This window comes from Bacillus sp. FSL L8-0654 (assembly GCF_038629965.1).
GTDB lineage: Bacteria > Bacillota > Bacilli > Bacillales > Bacillaceae > Bacillus > Bacillus safensis.
In genome coordinates, this window is sequence record NZ_CP152026.1 from 1,037,794 (window position 1) to 1,055,065 (window position 17,272).

Annotated in this window: 18 protein-coding genes; 9 read left to right on the forward strand and 9 right to left on the reverse strand. The window is 42.6% G+C overall.

Annotated elements, in window-relative coordinates:
* Window positions 1-14 precede the first annotated feature (14 nt).
* The 3 genes from sbcD to MHH65_RS05180 are packed head-to-tail and all read left to right on the forward strand — an operon-like array spanning window position 15 to window position 4,901.
* Window positions 15-1,190, forward strand: coding sequence for an exonuclease subunit SbcD (gene sbcD / locus MHH65_RS05170; protein ID WP_070325681.1), 1,176 nt, complete (start codon window positions 15-17; stop codon window positions 1,188-1,190).
* Window positions 1,187-4,582: an SMC family ATPase gene (locus MHH65_RS05175; RefSeq protein ID WP_034282146.1), complete on the forward strand. Its 3,396-nt coding sequence runs from the start codon at window positions 1,187-1,189 to the stop codon at window positions 4,580-4,582. Before sbcD ends, MHH65_RS05175 begins: the two co-directional genes overlap by 4 nt.
* 19 nt (window positions 4,583-4,601) lie before the next feature.
* Window positions 4,602-4,901, forward strand: a complete 300-nt coding sequence (locus MHH65_RS05180) for a hypothetical protein (RefSeq protein WP_034282144.1) — start codon at window positions 4,602-4,604, stop codon at window positions 4,899-4,901.
* Between the two features lie 47 nt (window positions 4,902-4,948).
* Here MHH65_RS05180 and MHH65_RS05185 read toward each other — a convergent pair whose 3' ends face one another.
* The 8 genes from MHH65_RS05185 to MHH65_RS05220 all read right to left on the reverse strand — a co-directional run bounded on the left by MHH65_RS05185 (window position 4,949) and on the right by MHH65_RS05220 (window position 8,412).
* A complete protein-coding gene (locus MHH65_RS05185) occupies window positions 4,949-5,167 on the reverse strand; it encodes a spore germination protein (protein WP_003211468.1) in 219 nt (72 codons plus the stop codon).
* 22 nt (window positions 5,168-5,189) lie between these two features.
* A complete protein-coding gene (locus MHH65_RS05190; RefSeq protein WP_061109643.1) occupies window positions 5,190-5,621 on the reverse strand; it encodes a spore germination protein GerPE in 432 nt (143 codons plus the stop codon).
* Window positions 5,621-5,797, reverse strand: coding sequence for a germination protein GerPD (locus MHH65_RS05195; protein ID WP_003210893.1), 177 nt, complete (start codon window positions 5,795-5,797; stop codon window positions 5,621-5,623). Before MHH65_RS05195 ends, MHH65_RS05190 begins: the two co-directional genes overlap by 1 nt.
* Window positions 5,794-6,408: a spore germination protein GerPC gene (locus MHH65_RS05200; protein WP_041117065.1), complete on the reverse strand. Its 615-nt coding sequence runs from the start codon at window positions 6,406-6,408 to the stop codon at window positions 5,794-5,796. The genes MHH65_RS05195 and MHH65_RS05200 overlap by 4 nt, the downstream gene beginning before the upstream one ends.
* 30 nt (window positions 6,409-6,438) lie before the next feature.
* A complete protein-coding gene (locus MHH65_RS05205) occupies window positions 6,439-6,672 on the reverse strand; it encodes a spore germination protein GerPB (RefSeq protein ID WP_003210877.1) in 234 nt (77 codons plus the stop codon).
* Window positions 6,673-6,686: 14 nt separating this feature from the next.
* Complete coding sequence (locus MHH65_RS05210; RefSeq protein WP_003211745.1) at window positions 6,687-6,908, reverse strand: spore germination protein; 222 nt, start codon at window positions 6,906-6,908, stop codon at window positions 6,687-6,689.
* A gap of 125 nt (window positions 6,909-7,033) precedes the next feature.
* Complete coding sequence (locus tag MHH65_RS05215; RefSeq protein WP_029707539.1) at window positions 7,034-7,195, reverse strand: aspartyl-phosphate phosphatase Spo0E family protein; 162 nt, start codon at window positions 7,193-7,195, stop codon at window positions 7,034-7,036.
* Between the two features lie 122 nt (window positions 7,196-7,317).
* Window positions 7,318-8,412, reverse strand: a complete 1,095-nt coding sequence (locus MHH65_RS05220; RefSeq protein ID WP_041117067.1) for a CotH kinase family protein — start codon at window positions 8,410-8,412, stop codon at window positions 7,318-7,320.
* A 949-nt stretch (window positions 8,413-9,361) separates the two neighbouring features.
* Here MHH65_RS05220 and MHH65_RS05225 point away from each other — a divergent pair.
* Together MHH65_RS05225 and MHH65_RS05230 are read left to right on the forward strand one after the other, a co-directional pair.
* Window positions 9,362-10,267 (forward strand): fumarylacetoacetate hydrolase family protein, encoded by a 906-nt coding sequence (locus MHH65_RS05225; protein ID WP_061109645.1) that lies wholly within the window; start codon window positions 9,362-9,364, stop codon window positions 10,265-10,267.
* A 92-nt stretch (window positions 10,268-10,359) separates the two neighbouring features.
* Window positions 10,360-10,728 (forward strand): YisL family protein, encoded by a 369-nt coding sequence (locus MHH65_RS05230; RefSeq protein ID WP_034282135.1) that lies wholly within the window; start codon window positions 10,360-10,362, stop codon window positions 10,726-10,728.
* Between the two features lie 38 nt (window positions 10,729-10,766).
* Here the strand turns inward: MHH65_RS05230 and MHH65_RS05235 are convergent, their stop codons facing one another.
* The gene (locus tag MHH65_RS05235; protein WP_041117073.1) at window positions 10,767-11,294 is read right to left on the reverse strand and encodes a DUF2777 family protein; all 528 of its coding nucleotides are present in this window, start codon (window positions 11,292-11,294) and stop codon (window positions 10,767-10,769) included.
* Between the two features lie 154 nt (window positions 11,295-11,448).
* Between MHH65_RS05235 and asnB the strand changes: the two genes are divergently transcribed.
* The 4 genes from asnB (at window position 11,449) to MHH65_RS05255 (ending at window position 17,259) form a co-directional block, all read left to right on the forward strand.
* Window positions 11,449-13,290 (forward strand): asparagine synthase (glutamine-hydrolyzing), encoded by a 1,842-nt coding sequence (gene asnB / locus MHH65_RS05240; protein WP_041117075.1) that lies wholly within the window; start codon window positions 11,449-11,451, stop codon window positions 13,288-13,290.
* Between the two features lie 147 nt (window positions 13,291-13,437).
* Window positions 13,438-14,955, forward strand: a complete 1,518-nt coding sequence (gene crtI, locus MHH65_RS05245; RefSeq protein ID WP_098676797.1) for a phytoene desaturase family protein — start codon at window positions 13,438-13,440, stop codon at window positions 14,953-14,955.
* Window positions 14,952-16,427 carry a phytoene desaturase family protein gene (crtI, locus tag MHH65_RS05250; RefSeq protein WP_041117079.1) on the forward strand — a complete coding sequence of 492 codons (1,476 nt, stop codon included), beginning with the start codon at window positions 14,952-14,954 and terminating at the stop codon, window positions 16,425-16,427. Before crtI (MHH65_RS05245) ends, crtI (MHH65_RS05250) begins: the two co-directional genes overlap by 4 nt.
* Window positions 16,420-17,259, forward strand: a complete 840-nt coding sequence (locus MHH65_RS05255; RefSeq protein WP_034282127.1) for a phytoene/squalene synthase family protein — start codon at window positions 16,420-16,422, stop codon at window positions 17,257-17,259. Before crtI (MHH65_RS05250) ends, MHH65_RS05255 begins: the two co-directional genes overlap by 8 nt.
* Window positions 17,260-17,272: the final 13 nt, after the last annotated feature.

Genomic DNA, 17,272 nt, shown 5'->3' on the forward strand with positions numbered 1-17,272 from the left:
GAGAGGTGAATCACATGAGGATTCTGCATACGGCAGATTGGCATTTAGGAAAAACCCTTGAAGGCCGGAGCCGGCTTGATGAGCAAGCACAGTTTTTAGATGAGCTGTATCAAATCGTAAAAGACGAACACATTGATGTCATTGTCATGGCTGGAGACGCCTTTGATACAGTGAATCCGCCTGCTAGAGCAGAACAGCTTTTTTATGAAAGTCTATCCGCCTTATCTGATAAAGGAAAACGTCAGGTCGTGGTCATCTCAGGCAACCATGATAATCCGGATCGACTATCTGCCGCATCTCCTTTAACTAATGATCAGGGGATTCATTTAATTGGTTATCCGACAAATGACATCATCCGCGTCGATGTTCCCTCTTCAAGTGAACGTTTATCCATTGCAGCACTCGCTTATCCGTCTGAAGCGAGACTAAACGAGGTGCTGGCTGAAACATTTGAAGAGAAATTGCTTCGCGATCATTACAATTTAAAAATACAGCAAGCGTTCCAACATTTAAGCACTCAATTTCAAGCCGATACGGTCAATATCGCAACGAGCCATATTTATGTGGCAGGAGGAAGTCAAACAGATTCAGAAAGACCGATTGAAGTAGGCGGTGCATATACCGTTGCGGCAGAAAGCCTGCCAGAAGCAGCCTGCTATGTGGCCCTTGGTCATTTGCACCGCCCGCAAACCATTAAGCGTGCCAAAACGATTGCCCGCTATTCCGGGTCACCTCTTGCTTACAGCTTTTCTGAATCAGGATATGCCAAATCAGTCACAATTGTAGAGGCAAAACCTAATGAAAAAGCAAGCTGGAAAGAAGTGTTGTTATCAAGCGGAAAACCACTTGTGAAATGGAAGGCAACTGAGGGACTGAGTCAAGTGCACGAGTGGCTGGATGAAAAACGGGATCTTCAGGCATGGATTGATTTAGAGATTCATTTAACAGATCAGCTCTCCATAGAAGAGATCCATCAGCTCCGAAAGCAGCATAGCGGGTTTGTCCATATTAGACCGAAATTTAAAGAACTTCAGCAAATGGAAGAACAAAAGCAAGCCGAAAAGCTCTCAATCGAGGAGCGGTTCGTGAAATTTTATGAGCGCCAGACAGGCGGCGGTCTTCCTGATGAAAAAACAGTCAAGCTGTTTTTGGAGCTCGCCAATGAAATGCAAGAGGAGGAAGCGACTTGAAGCCGATTACGCTAACCATTAAAGGACTTCATAGCTTCAGAGAAGAACAAACAATTGACTTTAGCTCATTATGTGATGCAGGTGTGTTTGGCATTTTTGGACCGACAGGAAGCGGAAAGTCGTCCATATTAGACGCCATGACCCTGGCACTTTATGGCAAAGTGGAACGTGCGTTAAATAATACACATGGTATTTTGAACCAAGCGGAAGAGAAGCTGTCAGTTTCCTTTACGTTCGCTTTACAAAAGGAACACCACATTTCTTATAAAGTCGAACGTGCTTTCAAGCGGGCAGATGAAATGAAAGTCAGAACGACACTATGCCGTCTGATTGAAATTGGGGATACACAGACAGTTCTTGCAGATAAAGCGAGTGAGGTCAATCGTAAAATAGAAGAATTACTCGGGTTAACCATTGATGATTTTACGCGAGCGGTTGTCCTGCCTCAAGGGAAGTTTGCAGAATTCCTTTCCCTAAAAGGAGCCGATAGACGACAAATGCTACAGCGTTTGTTTAACCTGGAAAAATATGGGGATCAGCTCGTTAAACGTTTGCGCGCAAAAGCGCAGAATCAGTATGGACAAAAAAATGAACTGCTTGCTGAGCTGAATGGCTTAGGAGAAGCTGGCCCAGAGGCGCTCGCAAAGGCAAAGGAAGCGGCTGAGCAGGCAAAGGCTATTTTTCATGAGAAAAAACAAGCACGGGATGAAGCGTTCACTGCTTTTACAAAGGCGCAAACAATTTGGCAGTATCAAAAGGAACGAGAAGCCTATGAGACGGAACTAAACCATCTGAATCAACTGGCACCATCAATGGAAGAAAAAAAGGCCAAGCTTCATATTGCTGAGCAGGCAGAGGCATTAAAGCCTTATGCGGATGCATTAACAAAGGCTGAAAATCAGCTTTCTCAAGCATTAAAAGAGAAGCAGGAAGCAGAAAATCAGCTACTGCATCAACGAACGATCTATGATCAAATGACGCAGAACTATGAGCAAGCAAGGCAAAAGAAAATAGAAACTGAGCCAGAACTTCTTCAAAAGAAAGAGCAGCTGCTTCAGCTAAAGGAAATTGAACGGAAAAAAGAGGCGGCTCTTCAGGAAAAGACGGCAATCGAACAGCGAAAAAACGATACAGCGCAGCAATTATTACAAAAAAAAGAAGAAGCAGACAATCTCCAATCTTTGTTAGAACGTGCACTGGCAAAACAAACACAGCTGAAGCGTGAGCTGGAGCAATTACAAGTCTCTGTAAAAGAACGGAAAAGTGTACAGGATGCTTTGCGTTTAAGCGAAAATGTTCAAAGAATACACCAAAGCATACACAAGGAAGAACAAAAGATGGAGGAGCTCAAAAAGCGATCAACACAGACCGCAGCAGCATATGAAAAGCTTCAAAAACAGCAAAAAGACCATCATGAAAAAATAGACCAATCGTTTCAAGCGATTGAACAGCTCTATTTCTATGTATGTGAATTCGAACGGGCTTTTACAGAATGGAGTAAAAGAGAACAAAGTCAGAAGCTCGCAAAATTAAAACAGCGTGATGCTGTTAGGGCGGCAGAATTAAGAAAAGAATTAGCGGCAGAGCTCGTAGATGGTGAGCCATGTCCTGTTTGTGGATCGATTCATCATGATCCAAAGGCATTGGAAAACAATGACCATGAAGAAACAGTGGCACAAATCGATGAAGTGATTCAACGGATGGACACAGAGCTCAAGCAGGCAGAGGAATATACAAGAGACATGTATGCCGCCAAGCAGTTATTGGAAACGCACGCCAATCAATTAGTAAAGCAGTTTGCCTTTTTATCTCAGAAAGCTCCAGGTGCGGAAGTTGCAGCAGCAGTAGAAGCAGTGCAAAAGCCGGAGTCCTTGCAGTATCTCATGCAAGAATGGAAAGGCTTGAAACAAGATATTCAAGAAGTTGAACGTAAACGAGCTCGTTTAATGGATGAAACATACGATCAAGCAGCAGAGATAAGCAAGACGAAAGATCAAATGACATTTGATCAGCAGCGTATCGAAGAATTAGACGGGCTGATCAAGGAGCTTCAATCTGAGCTTTCAGAGCAAACGTCTCAATTTGAACAGGCCTTCCCGCACTTTACATTGCACCAAGTACAAGAGATGCAAAAGCAGATCGACGAAAAGGACCAGCAAGCGGAAGGCTATAAAGAGCGTATTGAGAAAAGTATTTCATTTTTGGAAGAAAAACAGCAGGCAAAAGAACAGCTGCAAACAGCCATATATGATGTAGAGAAGGAACTTGATAAACTAGCGCATCAGCTAGAAAGCCAGCAGCAGCTCATTTATCAATATGAAACAGATTTAGGGAGATATCCATTGAAAGCTGTCTCTATTTCTGAAGAGCTGATCGAGGTGGAACACACGCTTGCTCGTCTCAATGAAATGGAACAGCAATCGTACAAGCAATTACAGCATGCGCAGGAGCTCTTTAGTGAAGCACAAAGTCATTTTTCAAGCTGTGAGCGTCAGCTTCAAGAGGCTGACCGGAGAAAACAAGAAGCAAGTGCAGCATGGGCTAAAGAATCGGAGTCTTCTCCTTTTGATAAGCCTCAAGAGATTGAATCTGCTTTTATGAATCAGGCAGTACGTCACTCGGTTAAACAGGAAATTGACGAATTTGAGGATAAAAGAAAGCAATGTGCCGCAAACTTAAAGCGAATTTCTGAGCTGCTGAAAGATGAGTCACTAGATGAAAAGCAGTGGACTGATATTCAACTGAGGAAAGAAGCGGCAGAGAAGGCATTGGAAGAAGCAACAGTGATGAGCGGCTCTGCATATGAACATCTGCGTGTAATGGAAGAGAATCACCAGCGATTTGCAAGTATTCATGAACGCTTGGCGGAGCTGCAGCAAGAAATTGATCGGCTCGATAAGCTGCAAACCGTGTTTAAAGGAAATACATTTGTTGAGTTCTTAGCAGAAGAACAGCTGGAAAGTGTCAGTCGTGATGCATCTGCCCGTCTTGGTATTTTGACAAGACAAAGGTATGCGATTGAAGTTGATTCAGAAGGCGGCTTTGTCATGCGTGATGATGCGAATGGCGGTGTCAGACGTCCAGTGTCCAGCTTGTCCGGCGGGGAAACCTTCCTGACGTCGCTTGCGCTTGCACTAGCTCTTTCAGCGCAGATTCAGCTGAGAGGTGAGTTCCCGCTGCAATTCTTTTTCCTTGATGAAGGCTTTGGTACCCTTGATCAAGACTTGCTCGATACAGTGATTACCGCATTAGAGAAATTACAGTCTCAAAACTTAGCTGTTGGTGTCATCAGCCATGTGGAAGAATTGAAAATGCGGCTGCCGAAAAAACTGATTGTCCATCCAGCAGATCCAAGCGGGAAAGGGACAACAGTCTCAATGGAATTAATGTAAATATTGAGGTGATGACGCGGTGGCAAAGCAAACAATTGGATTATGTGAGATGTGCGGAAGACAAGATGTCCTGCTCACAGAACATCACTTAACGCCAAGAGAAGAGGGCGGGGCTTTTTTACCGACTGCCTTCCTATGCATTCCTTGTCATAAACAAGTACATGCCCTCTTTACAAACCAGGAGCTTGCCGCACGTTTGAATACAATTGATGCGCTGAGGCAGGATGAAAAGCTTGCTTCGTACATCAAATGGATTCGGAAACAGCCGGCAAGCAAGCTGGTCAAAACGAAAAAATCGAGACAGCGCAGAAAAAAATAAGCATAAAAAAGCGCTCCTCTATTTGAAATGGGTGTAGAGGAGCTGCTTTATGCATTGCCTACCATATTCTGATCATTTAAGTCAGGATCCACATAGTTGGTGGCGCTAATGCCATTATTTAATATCAAGAAATCTCCGGTATTCCCCGCTCCAGAGCCTAAAGCAGATTTTGACGAACTTTTAGGCGACAGGTAGAATGAGTCACCGACGTTTACGACGCCTCCAGAAATAGAGTTAATGTAAATGGGTCCGACAATTGCTGGCATAATCGACATCCTTTATTCGAAGTCATATCACCATCATATGCGCAGGTAGGTCCATTTGTGAGTTTTGCGGACTTTCATCATTGCTAAACAGCTCTCTAATATGCTTCACTCGCGCAATGCCATTCATTCTACAAGTAGAGCCGATTTGATAGACAGAGGACGATGATACCCCTTCTACATGGATTGAAGACACTTTAATCACAGGCTTTTCATGGTAAAATGCCGTTCTCACTGATCGTTCTGGCAGCATCAATGGAATGGGCTCATAATACACTTCAAATTCTTTCGCATCTAAATTTTCTGCTTCATAGCCATAAAACAAACTAATGGTTCGTTGAACAGCTAAAACCTTGACTGCCGGGCACAGCTCTTGTGTATCACCAATTTGAACCACACTCGAAATCCCGACAGAATTCACCTTTGAGAACTTCACTTTAGATGTGCGCTTGATCATTATCGAGGTGCCAGAGGAACAAACGGGCCAATAATCAGTGATTCTGGCGGTGTATCGAAAATCGAGGATAATTGTACATGGTCTGTGTCCCCGATGATAAACAGGGAAGAGGACGAAACCCCGACTACTTTAATGCTTCCGGTCTCGATGTTGCGGTTGACAACTGTGAAATTCATCCGTTTTCCTCTCCTTTCGTTTCACTTGGAATATGGGCTAAAAAGTGCTCAATCGCCCGCTTTACATCATGCTTCACATATTCAGCAATTTGCTCTGAACGCTGCAGCGGTGTCATTTCTTCCCGGTGTGGCAGCTGTCCCGCATAGTATTTGATCCTGCTGTCAATTTGCTTGCGAATATCCTCAATGATATGGTGTTTGTTGCTTTCATCGAGGGACCCTTCATATCGCTGTTCTAGTTCTTCAAGAAGTTCTGGGGCTTCTTCATTTAAAAATGCATCGACAAGCTGCCGTGTTTGATTGAAAAATTGATCAGCCATTTCTTGCTGCATCATTCCAATTCCCGGGGTTGTTGTTTGGCCCACTTCAAAGTTTTGAACACTGTTTGGATCAGATGGATTGAGGCCGATATTCAGCGTTCCTTCCAGCCGTTCGATTTTCAGTTGATCAAATTGATAATCAATCCGTTCAATATTCGTTGTCGGTTTATCTTTGATCATTTGTATTTCCTGCTGAAGCTCGTTAAGCCTTTTTTCAAGCATCATGATTTGTTGCGAGTGTTTTTGAATGATGCCATATACCTGTGAAGCGTTGCTCTGATAATCATACATTTACATACACCTCCGGGGATTGCAGATGACTTAAGTTGTTGGTGACTGAAGCGGTACAAAAGGTGCTGTGCTTGCGCCTTGAGATTCTTCAATTCCTTGTGTACCTGCTGCGGCAGGCGCTGCTTCTACGTAGCTTCCCGTGTTATACAGGTTGGAAAGGGCCTTGATGGATCCAGCACTCCCAATTTGCAGAACAGAGGAGTTACTTACAGACTCTACACGTAAATAATTAATTTGTATCGCTTGATTAATATAGAAGTTCAACGGATCCTCACTCCTTACAAGTTACCAACAAGCGGTTGATCAATGACATCACTGTCGTACGTATTTGTCACACTTTTGTAGTTGCTAATTCGCAATTGATCACCAGTATTAAAACTGCCTGCGCCAGCAAACGTTTTAACCTGACTATTTGGAGAAATAGTGATGCAGTCTCCAACATGAACGACTCCGCTCGTTCCGACGGCATTTACTTTAAAGGCTCCCACAATAGCCGGCATAGCGGTGCACATCCTTTATAAAATTAGGGCACTTGTTTTGGGCGTTTCACCATAGCTTATGATGGGTCTTTTAATGTGTGATTGTCTTTTTGAAAGCTTTTGATGAGAGGAATTAGATGTATGGTTTACCCTTTTTTTGAGCAATCTTTAGAGGTGGATTTGATGCCTTTATTTAAGAGTGTGTCAAGCTCTTGACTGCACCTGATCGTTTCTTCGGCATTCATCCCGAATTTTTTTGCAGTCTCAATTAAATGTAATCTTTTTTGTTCAATTTCATAATTGATCATAACGGACGCCAACTCTCACATTTTTTATCAAATAGAAGGATATGGTTAGTATACCCTATTTTTCTATAAAAAAAGCTGTTTCGTCAATATGAGTAATAAAGTGACAAAATTCGAAAGTGTTCTTACGTACCAAAAATCTCTTTTTTGATCTCAGTCTGTAAATAACGTCGTCTTTTGTTGATATATTGCCGGATTAAGTCTCTTTCAGACTGCAAGATGTCTTTTCGGCCTTTCGTATATGGATCATCTCCAATTCGATCCTCAATCGATTCATGCCATTTCTCTATGATTGGGCAGAGCCGGTCTTCTACAAAATGTGTATCGAGTACATGCTGGAAAAGTGTGTAATAGGCTCTTTTAAACGAAGGGATATCTAGTAATCTAGCAGTTAATGTATTAAACCCGTTTACTGGGATATAATCAAACGGCATTTCTTCTCCATGAATGTCACGACCCCATGTTGCATCATAATCCCAAGGAAGTACTTGAAACCTCCCTTGTTCATTTACATAAAGAGCGTAGTTATGAACAAAACCATCAAAGTTTTGTGTGCATACCACACCGATGAGCCAGCGGAAATATTGTGTCACATCTAGGTATTGTTCAATTTTTTCTGCAAAAGTGTCATCTTTCGCTGTGTTGAGAAAGTAAATAAATTCGCTCAGCTGCTGATCATGTTGAGAAGTCCCCGTTTTTTTCTCATATCCGAGAAGAAGGTGCTTTTTTGGTTTTTTATCAAAAGAACTCAAAAGGGAGAAGTTCGCGTCATCATCAACCGCATAATAAATGCCGCCTCCTGAAAGCTGCCGTTTTTGAAGAAAGAACTCATCGACAGATTCTATTTTCAAATAAATCCCTTCTTTTCTTCCATTTATGGTGAGAAACACATGAGAAGCGGCTGGGCTATGCACCCCCATCTGCTCAAAGAAATAAAAGGACAGCCTGTTTCGGATAAACGACGGATCATTGTACTCTGCATTTAAATGAAAGATGGATTCGCCTTGTCTTTGTTTTGGCTTTCGGTATTCAATTTGATAGGACTTTTTCTTAAGCTTTCTAATGTGCGATCCGCGGTATGAAGCATAAATATGTGATTTGGTTTGGCCGGTTTTTAGAATAGCTTCAACAGGTTCATCGTTCCAAATGTCTTTTTTTAATTCAATCAGGTCCTTTGGATGAATCCACATATCAAGTTGTTTTAAAGGTTCTGTGTTCATATGTTCATCAGCCTCCTATATGCTCTTCTTTACGATATGAAAGTGAAGGAATGTCCTGTACCGGCTGGTAGGTATTCATGGAGTTTTCAAGGAAAGAGGCATTCGTCACGAACACTTGTCTACCGAGTCTCGTAACATAAAGCAGAGAAGATAAACAGCTTTGTCTGTTTGTTTTGTCGAAGATAGACTGGGAGGGGAATTGTTCGTGAGTACATTTGATCATTCACACATTGAACATGCAGTAGCTTCACTTCGAAGTGAGGGACGTGATCATCACTTAGATCGTGAACCAGAATCGAGACGTTCGCATAAGTCAGCTCGTTCTCGTCATTCAAGTCGCGGTCATTGGTTCTTTGGCGGTGGTGGACGCCGTAAATCACGCCGCAGTAAAAAAAGCTACAGAAGCTATCGTTCAAAGAAAAGTTATCGCTCTAAGAAAAGCTATCGTTCGAAGAAAAGCATGAAGAGTAAAAAGTCATATAAAAGCAAAAAATCTTACAGAAGCAAAAAGAGCGAACCGAAAAAGTCACATCGCAGCAAATGCAGATCTCATCATAAGAAGAGCTGCCGCAAGTCACACCGCAGCAAATGCAGATCGCACCATAAGAAGAGCTGCCGCAAGTCACACCGCAGCAAATGCAGATCTCATCATAAGAAGAGCCGAAAGTCGCGCCGCAGCCATAGATCTAAACGTTCTCATCACCATAAACGCAGCCGCTCTTGCCGAAGATGTGGAAAGAAGTCGCATCGTTCCAGAAATAGAGGAAATGTTGAGCGTAAATGGGATCAAGGGAACATGTGGGAGTATCGCCGTTTCCGCTAAGCATTCAATCATCATTTTTGAAACCCTTTTTAAAAGAGAGTATGATAAAAAAGGGTTTTTTTTATTTCGTAGAGAAATAAAATGAGACATCATAACTTAGCGAAATGAAGATTGTGAGGGGAAGACATGAAGTTTTTTACAGGTGAGATACATAGCAGCATGTTTATTGGGGTAGTCATTGATGATGAATGGGTGATGGACGTCAAAAAGGCAGAAGCCAAATTATTTGAGCTTGAGACACTGCCAAACTCTTTATCTGAGTGTATCAAAATGGGGGACAAGTTTGTTGAACATGTAGGACAGCTTCTTGATTGGGCTGAGAAAAAAGAAGAAGACCGCGGTTCTTATGTATATCCGCTTTCGGACGTGAAACTCCATGCGCCGATTCCAAAGCCGTCTAAAAACATCATGTGTGTCGGAAAGAATTATCAAGACCATGTCATGGAGATGGGAAGTGCGGCGGATATTCCTAAAGACGTGATGATTTTTACAAAGGCACCTACTTCTGTCATTGGACACGGAGCGGACATTCTTCTTCATGAAGGTGTGACCAGTGAACTGGATTATGAAGGAGAGCTTGCCATTGTGATGGGCAAATCAGGGAAAAACATTGCTCCTGAAGAGGTCCAAGATTATATATTCGGTTACACCATTTTAAATGATGTGACGGCAAGAGATTTGCAGAAAAAACATAAACAATTTTTCATTGGCAAGAGCTTAGATGCTACCTGTCCGATAGGACCTTATATCGTTCATAAGTCAATGATCGAGGACCATGGTGCGCTCCATGTGGAAACAAAGGTAAACGGAGAGGTTCGTCAGTCTGCCAGTACGGAATTAATGATCTTCACAATTGAAGACATTGTCTCCACTCTTTCAAAAGGGATGACATTAGAAGCGGGTGACATCATTGCAACAGGTACACCTTCTGGGGTAGGGAAGGGCTTTGAACCGCCTAAGTTTTTAGCTTCTGGAGATCGAATTGACATCACAATTGAGCCGATTGGAACGCTGACAAATCACGTCAAATAAAGCGCGTGATGACACAGGATTGTCGCTTTGTGTTCGACTTATTTCGTGGTACGATGAGAAGGTACTTGTTCTGATAAAGGGGGAAATCACAAATGGGAACACATTTACATATCACAGCATGGGTGCTGGGGATTATTTTATTCTTCGTAGCCTTTGCTCTTGCAGGTAAAAACGACAAAGGCGCTAAAATTGTGCACATGATCGTTCGCTTATTCTACTTGATCATTATCGCAACAGGCGTAGAATTGTATGTTCGCACAGGAATGAAAATTCCAGGTTTCGGGGGCGAGTATATTGGAAAAATGATTCTCGGTATCCTCGTGATCGGTTTCATGGAAATGGTCCTAGTGCGCAAGAAAAAAGGAAAATCGGTGACTGGTGTGTTGATTGGGTTTATCGTATTTGCGATTGTGACCATTCTTCTCGGTTTACGTCTGCCGATCGGTTTCCATATCTTTTAATATAAAAAGGGCATTGCTTATACGAAGCAGTGTCCTTTTTATGTGGCATCAAATTGTGAAACGATCCGTTGTCCGTCTGAAGTGGTCCATTCAAAACGAATGTGGCTGGCTGCAGGCTCATAGTGACATTGAAGTGCAAGTGATTGCGTATCTGTCGAAAACTGAAAGAAAGAGACGCGCTGCATTGAATAAAAGGAGGAGAAGACACAATCATAGACGGAAAAACCAAGCTGCTCTACCTGTTCAAGGATGTGATCAAAAACGTTTTCCGGTACGAACATGAGAAGATCAAGCCATCCTTTGGCAAGGGACGCCGTATATTGAATGTTTTCTCCTCCCTGTACTTCTATTAGTTGCCCGTTTTCATGAAGAATCATAGAACCGAGCAATTCCCCTTTTGTCCATTGGTCATTTTCCTTCAAACAGATCATTGTGCTTTGAAGACTTTCTGGCAGCATGATCTCTCCTTCTTCATCTTCAATCAGACAATGCCCGTTTTCAATGAGCAAATACCCGTTACACCATCTTCGGCTGCAGCGTTCAAGCTGCTTCATTCGATTTTCCATTTGCAAAAGCTCCTTTCTTCTTTCTTTTCTTACCAAATCAAGCTTGTCCTATACGCCGGGAAAAAAGGACAAATCAACTATCAAGGAAACGATGCATAAACTAAGAAAGGCTGAATGAGAACACTTGAGGAAAAACGGATGGGAGCTGATGATGATGTGTGGAATTACAGGCTGGGCAGACTTTAAAAAGCAGCTCATCCAACAGGATCATGTAATCAATCAAATGACAGATACATTATCTAAAAGAGGGCCAGATGATACAAATACGTGGAAAAGTGAGCACGTTCTTTTCGGGCATAAAAGGTTAGCGGTGGTAGATGTAGAAGGCGGAAAGCAGCCGATGACATATACACATCAAAACCATGCTTATACGATTGTATACAATGGAGAGCTCTATAACACGGAGGATATAAGAAAAGAATTATTAAAAAGGGGGCACCGCTTTCTTGGGCATTCTGATACAGAAGTTCTTCTTCATGCCTATACAGAATGGAAGGAAGAGTGTGTCTCCCATTTTAATGGCATTTTTGCATTTGTGATCTGGGATAGTGAGCGTGAATTGTTATTTGCAGGGAGAGACCGGCTAGGTGTCAAGCCATTTTTCTATACAGAACGTCATCATTCCTTCTTATTTGGTTCAGAGATCAAAGCACTTCTTGCTCATCCTGATATCAAAGCAAAAGTCGATTATGAAGGGCTGTCGGAGATCTTTGGCTTAGGACCGTCAAGAACACCAGGTCAAGGAGTGTTTAAAGGGATAAAAGAGCTGAGACCTGCACATGCCTTGACCTTTTCAAAAGACGGACTGCGCGTGTGGAGATATTGGAATGTCAAAAGCAAGGAGCATACCGACTCACTTGATGACACCGCACAGCACATTAAGCATCTCTTTACAGATGCCGTGACAAGACAGCTCGTCTCTGATGTGCCTGTATGTACATTTTTATCTGGTGGCGTCGATTCTAGTGCCATTACTGCCATTGCCGCTAAGCACTTTGAGAAAATAGGGGAAGCACCGCTTCATACGTATTCCATTGACTACGAAGGAAACGATCAATTCTTTGAGGCAAATCAATTCCAGCCGAATGCTGACGGCCCATGGATTGATCAAATGACAAAAGCGTTTCAAACGAATCATCACAGCTGTATCATTGGACAAAAAGAGCTCGCTTCCTATCTGAAGGAAGCCGTTGAGGTTCGAGACTTACCGGGTATGGCAGATATTGATTCTTCCTTGCTTTGGTTTTGCCGAGAAATTAAAAAGGACTTCGTTGTTGGCTTGTCAGGTGAATGTGCTGATGAAATCTTTGGCGGCTACCCTTGGTTCCATATGGAAAATGAAACGAATGGTTTTCCGTGGATGAGATCGACTGAAGCGAGAACTCAGCTCCTGCAAGACTCGTGGCAAAAAAAGCTGTCACTTAAGGAATACGCGCAAAGCAAATATGAAGAAACGGTGGCAGAAACGCCTCTTTTAGATGGAGAAACTGGCGTTGATAAAGCCCGTAGAGAACTTTTTTACTTAAATATGATCTGGTTTATGACAACACTGCTTGATCGAAAAGATCGAATGAGTATGGGGGCTAGTCTTGAGGTACGTGTGCCATTTGCAGATCATCGTCTTGTCGAATATGTGTGGAATATTCCTTGGGAAATGAAAATGCATGGAAATCGTGAAAAAGGGGTTTTACGAAAAGCATTAGAGGGAATTTTACCGAATGAAGTGCTTTATCGAAAGAAGAGTCCTTATCCGAAAACACATCATCCAGCCTATACTCAGGCTGTGAAAGAGATGCTAACAGACTGCCTCGCGCAAAAAGACTCTGTACTTCACGAATTTTTAGACCCACATCAATTAAAGCAGCTGATTGAAACGGAAGGAGCTTCTTTTCATGTGCCATGGTATGGCCAGCTCATGAAGGGCCCGCAGTTGATTGCCCATCTTGCACAGATTCATCATTGGTTTGAAACGTATCGAATTGATATAGAAGCGTAATAAAGGGTCGGCTTTCTTGCACTTGTTGAAAGGAAGCCGGCTTTTTTGATACATAACATGAGACTTTTTGAGCACATCAAAAGTTGATCTAATCTTTCTAATTTGTATAATTAACTTAAAGTGAATTAATTTGGAGGAAAAAGGATAATGAAAATCATTGTGATCGGAGCGGGACCAGGGGGCCTTGCAGCAGCTATGATGCTTCAAAGCAAAGGACATGATGTTCATGTATACGAAAAACAGCCCTTTGTTGGCGGGCGTAACGCTAAGTTTCAACTTGGTGATTTCACGTTTGATACAGGTCCTACCTTTCTCAGCATGATTCATATTGCAGAGGAGCTGTTCACCTTTGCTGGTAAAAATCTTTATGACTATATTGATGTGATTGAATTAAAAGAGATGTATAGATTAATATTTCAAGACAATCAGCTCGATATGATTCGGGATCGCGATGAAATGTACAAACGATTAGAAGCCTTTGCACCTGGTGAGGGCGAAGGGTATCTAAGATTTATGAAGGATACAAAGCGCAAAATGGATCGTTTGACACCAATTCTACAAAGTAAAATGGACCGCTTTCATCATTACCTTCGCCTGAAGGTGATCAAAGCACTTCCACAGCTTTCACTAAATAAAAGTTTGTATGATGTGCTGTCAGACTATTTTTCGAATGAATCAGTGAAATATGCTTTTACATTTCAATCAAAGTACTTAGGAATGTCCCCGTGGGAATGCCCTGGTGCGTTCTCGATCCTTTCGTTTATGGAACATGACACAGGTGTATTTCATCCGAAGGGCGGTGTCAATCAGCTGTCAGAAGCGATGGCAAAGGCCGCGCTTGAAGCTGGAGCAGAGATTCATCTGTCAGCTGGCGTCGAAAAGCTGCTCACGGAGGGAAGGAAAGTAAAAGGCATTCGTTTAGAATCTGGGGAAGAAATACAAGCAGATGAGGTTGTCGTCAATGGAGACTTTGCACATGTGATGACAAAGCTTGTCGAGCCAGGACTCTTAAAGAAATATAGCGAGAGGAAATTAAAAAAGAAAAAATTCTCTTGCTCTACCTTTATGCTTTATTTAGGACTGGATACCATATATGATGAGCCGCATCATACCATCGTTTTTTCCGATGATTATGCTAGATTTGTCAAAGGCATTACGAAAACATATGAGCTGCCAGATGACCCGTCTATTTATATTCAAAATGCAAGTGTAACCGATGACTCACTTGCTCCAAAAGGAAAATCAGCTCTTTATGTGCTGGCTCCAGTTGCCAATAACCAAAGCGGTATTGATTGGGAGGCGCATCAACATGAATTTAGAGAGCTTGTGCTGGATACATTGGAGCGGAAAACAGGCTTTCAGAATGTGAGACAGCATATAGAAGTCGAGCGGATGATCACACCGAAGCAATGGGAGGAAGACCTTTACGTATATGAAGGAGCTACATTTAACCTCGGCCACCAGCTGACGCAGATGATGGTCCTAAGGCCGCACAATGAATTTGATGAATTAAAGCACTGCTGGCTCGTTGGAGGAGGAACACATCCAGGAAGCGGACTGCCAACCATTTTAGAATCAGCACGTATCACGACAAATGCCATTCTTAAAAAAGAGAAACATTCACACAAAACAATGCCGCATCAAGAAAAGGGGAGCGCCTCATGAAAAAACATATATTAATTGCAGGCGGCGGTATTGGCGGAATGATCTCAGCGCTTTATTTAAAAAAAGCGGGACATGATGTCACCCTTGTCGAAAAAAATGAACGGCTTGGCGGGAGACTTGCTTTTGTACGTGAGAAAGGATATAAAGTAGATGAAGGTCCGACCATTGTCCTACTTCCTGACATGTTAAAAGGCATTTTACATGAGGTAGGAATTGACGATTCATCTCTTGATCTGCTGCAGCTTGATCCGCTGTACACAATTCAATATCAAGATGGAACCTCCTATACGAAATACTCTGATGCACTTCGTCAGCTAGATGAAATCAGACGTGTATTTCCAAAGGAAGATCAAGGGTTCCTGAGGTTTATGGAAGAAATGACAGACCGGTTTCAAGAAGGGCAGCAAGCCTTTCTAGAAAAATCATTTCACGAAAAACGTACATTTTTTACAAAAGCGAATATGAAGATTTTAATGAAATTAAAGGCGTATCGAACGGTACAAAGTGCTCTGAAAAAATATTTCTCAGACGAACGCCTGCGAGATGCATACGCACTTCAAACCCTCTATGTTGGGGGAAACCCGTATGAAGCATCGGCTATTTATTCGCTTGTGTCCTATAGTGAGCACGCGCATGGAATCTACTATTTAAAAGGCGGATATGCGAGTTTAGTAGATATATTGGAAGGGCAGCTCATCAAAATGGGTGTGCATGTAAGAAAAAATGAAGAAGTCACGCAATTGGTGTTTGAGGGGAAACGGGCAGTCAAAGCTAAAGTAAATGATGAATATGAAACCGCTGATGCATTTGTGATCAATGGAGATTATCCAGCTGCGTTAAAACAGCTTGGTTTAGACGAACAAGATCGCCGTAAATACGTGCCGTCCTCTGGCTGCGTGATGGTGTATCTCGGGTTAAACAAGATGTATCAAGAAGCACCTGTTCATCAATTTTTTATGGGAGAACACTTTGATCAGCATATGAAAGAAGTTTTTCAAACGAAAACGATTCCTCAAGACCCGTCGTTTTATACATTTAATCCATCGATCATTGATCCATCTCTTGCCCCAGAAGGCTGCAGTGTTCTATACATGCTCGTTCCCGTTCCTTCAGGAGATCATATCAACTGGGAAGAGGAGACAGAGTTTGTCGAGAAGATGGTGGATGTCCTTGAGAAAAGAGGCTTTCCGAGATTGCGAGAGTCGATTGTCTGGAAAAAGGTCAGAACACCGAATGATTCCTTGCGAGAAGGATTGTTTGAAGGCGGCAGCTTTGGACTTGCGCCTAATTTGTTTCAATCAGGTGTCTTCCGCCCGCAAGTGAAGGTCAGTGAGACAGATAATCTTTATGCGGCAGGTGCTTCCATCCATCCGGGCGGCGGGGTGCCGATCGTGATGCAAAGTGCGAAGCTTATGGCTTCTGTACTACTAAAAGATTTGAATGATAGAAAGGAAGTGAAGCTAAGTGGTTGATGTACAAACAGCATTAAAAGTGTGTGAGGAAACCATTCAAACCCATTCAAAAACGTTTTACCGGGCCTTTTCCATGCTGCCTAAAAAGAAAAGACAGGCCGTCTGGGCCGTATATTCCTTTTGCCGTAGAGCAGATGACATTGTAGATGAATCTCCTTCGCCAAAAGAGGACCTTGCATCCTTTCGGGAGACGTTTGATCGATTTTTACAAGGTGAGGTAGACCGGAATGATCCAATATGGGTGGCGCTAGAGCATACATTTCAAGAGTTTCGGATGGATGAAGCCCCGTTCCGTGACCTGCTCCAAGGACAGGAGATGGATTTAGAGCAGCAGCGATACGAAACGTTGGATGAACTGCTCATCTATTCCTATCATGTTGCTAGTACAGTTGGGCTTATGCTCCTTCCCATTATTGCACCGCGTAAAAAAGAGCAGCTAAAAGAAGCAGCCATTTCGTTAGGGATTGCTATGCAGCTAACCAACATCCTTCGAGATATCGGCGAAGATCAGGCTGAAAGAGACCGCATTTATTTGCCAAAGCAAGTGATGGATCAATTCGGGTACACAGAGCAAGAATTGCAGGAAGGGATTGTGAATCAAGCCTTCCAGCACGTCTGGGAGTACATTGCCTTTGAGGCAGAGGCATACTACGAGGAGTTTTTTGACCATCTTCATGAATTCCCGCTCTATTCACGAATACCGGTGAAAGCAGCAGCCTACTTTTATAAAGCCATTTTAGATAAAACAAGAGAAAACGAATACCGCGTCTTTACAGAGCGAGCATTTATTTCAAAACAGGAAAAAGCACTTATTTTAGAAGATATTACGTAAAAAAGGACTGCAC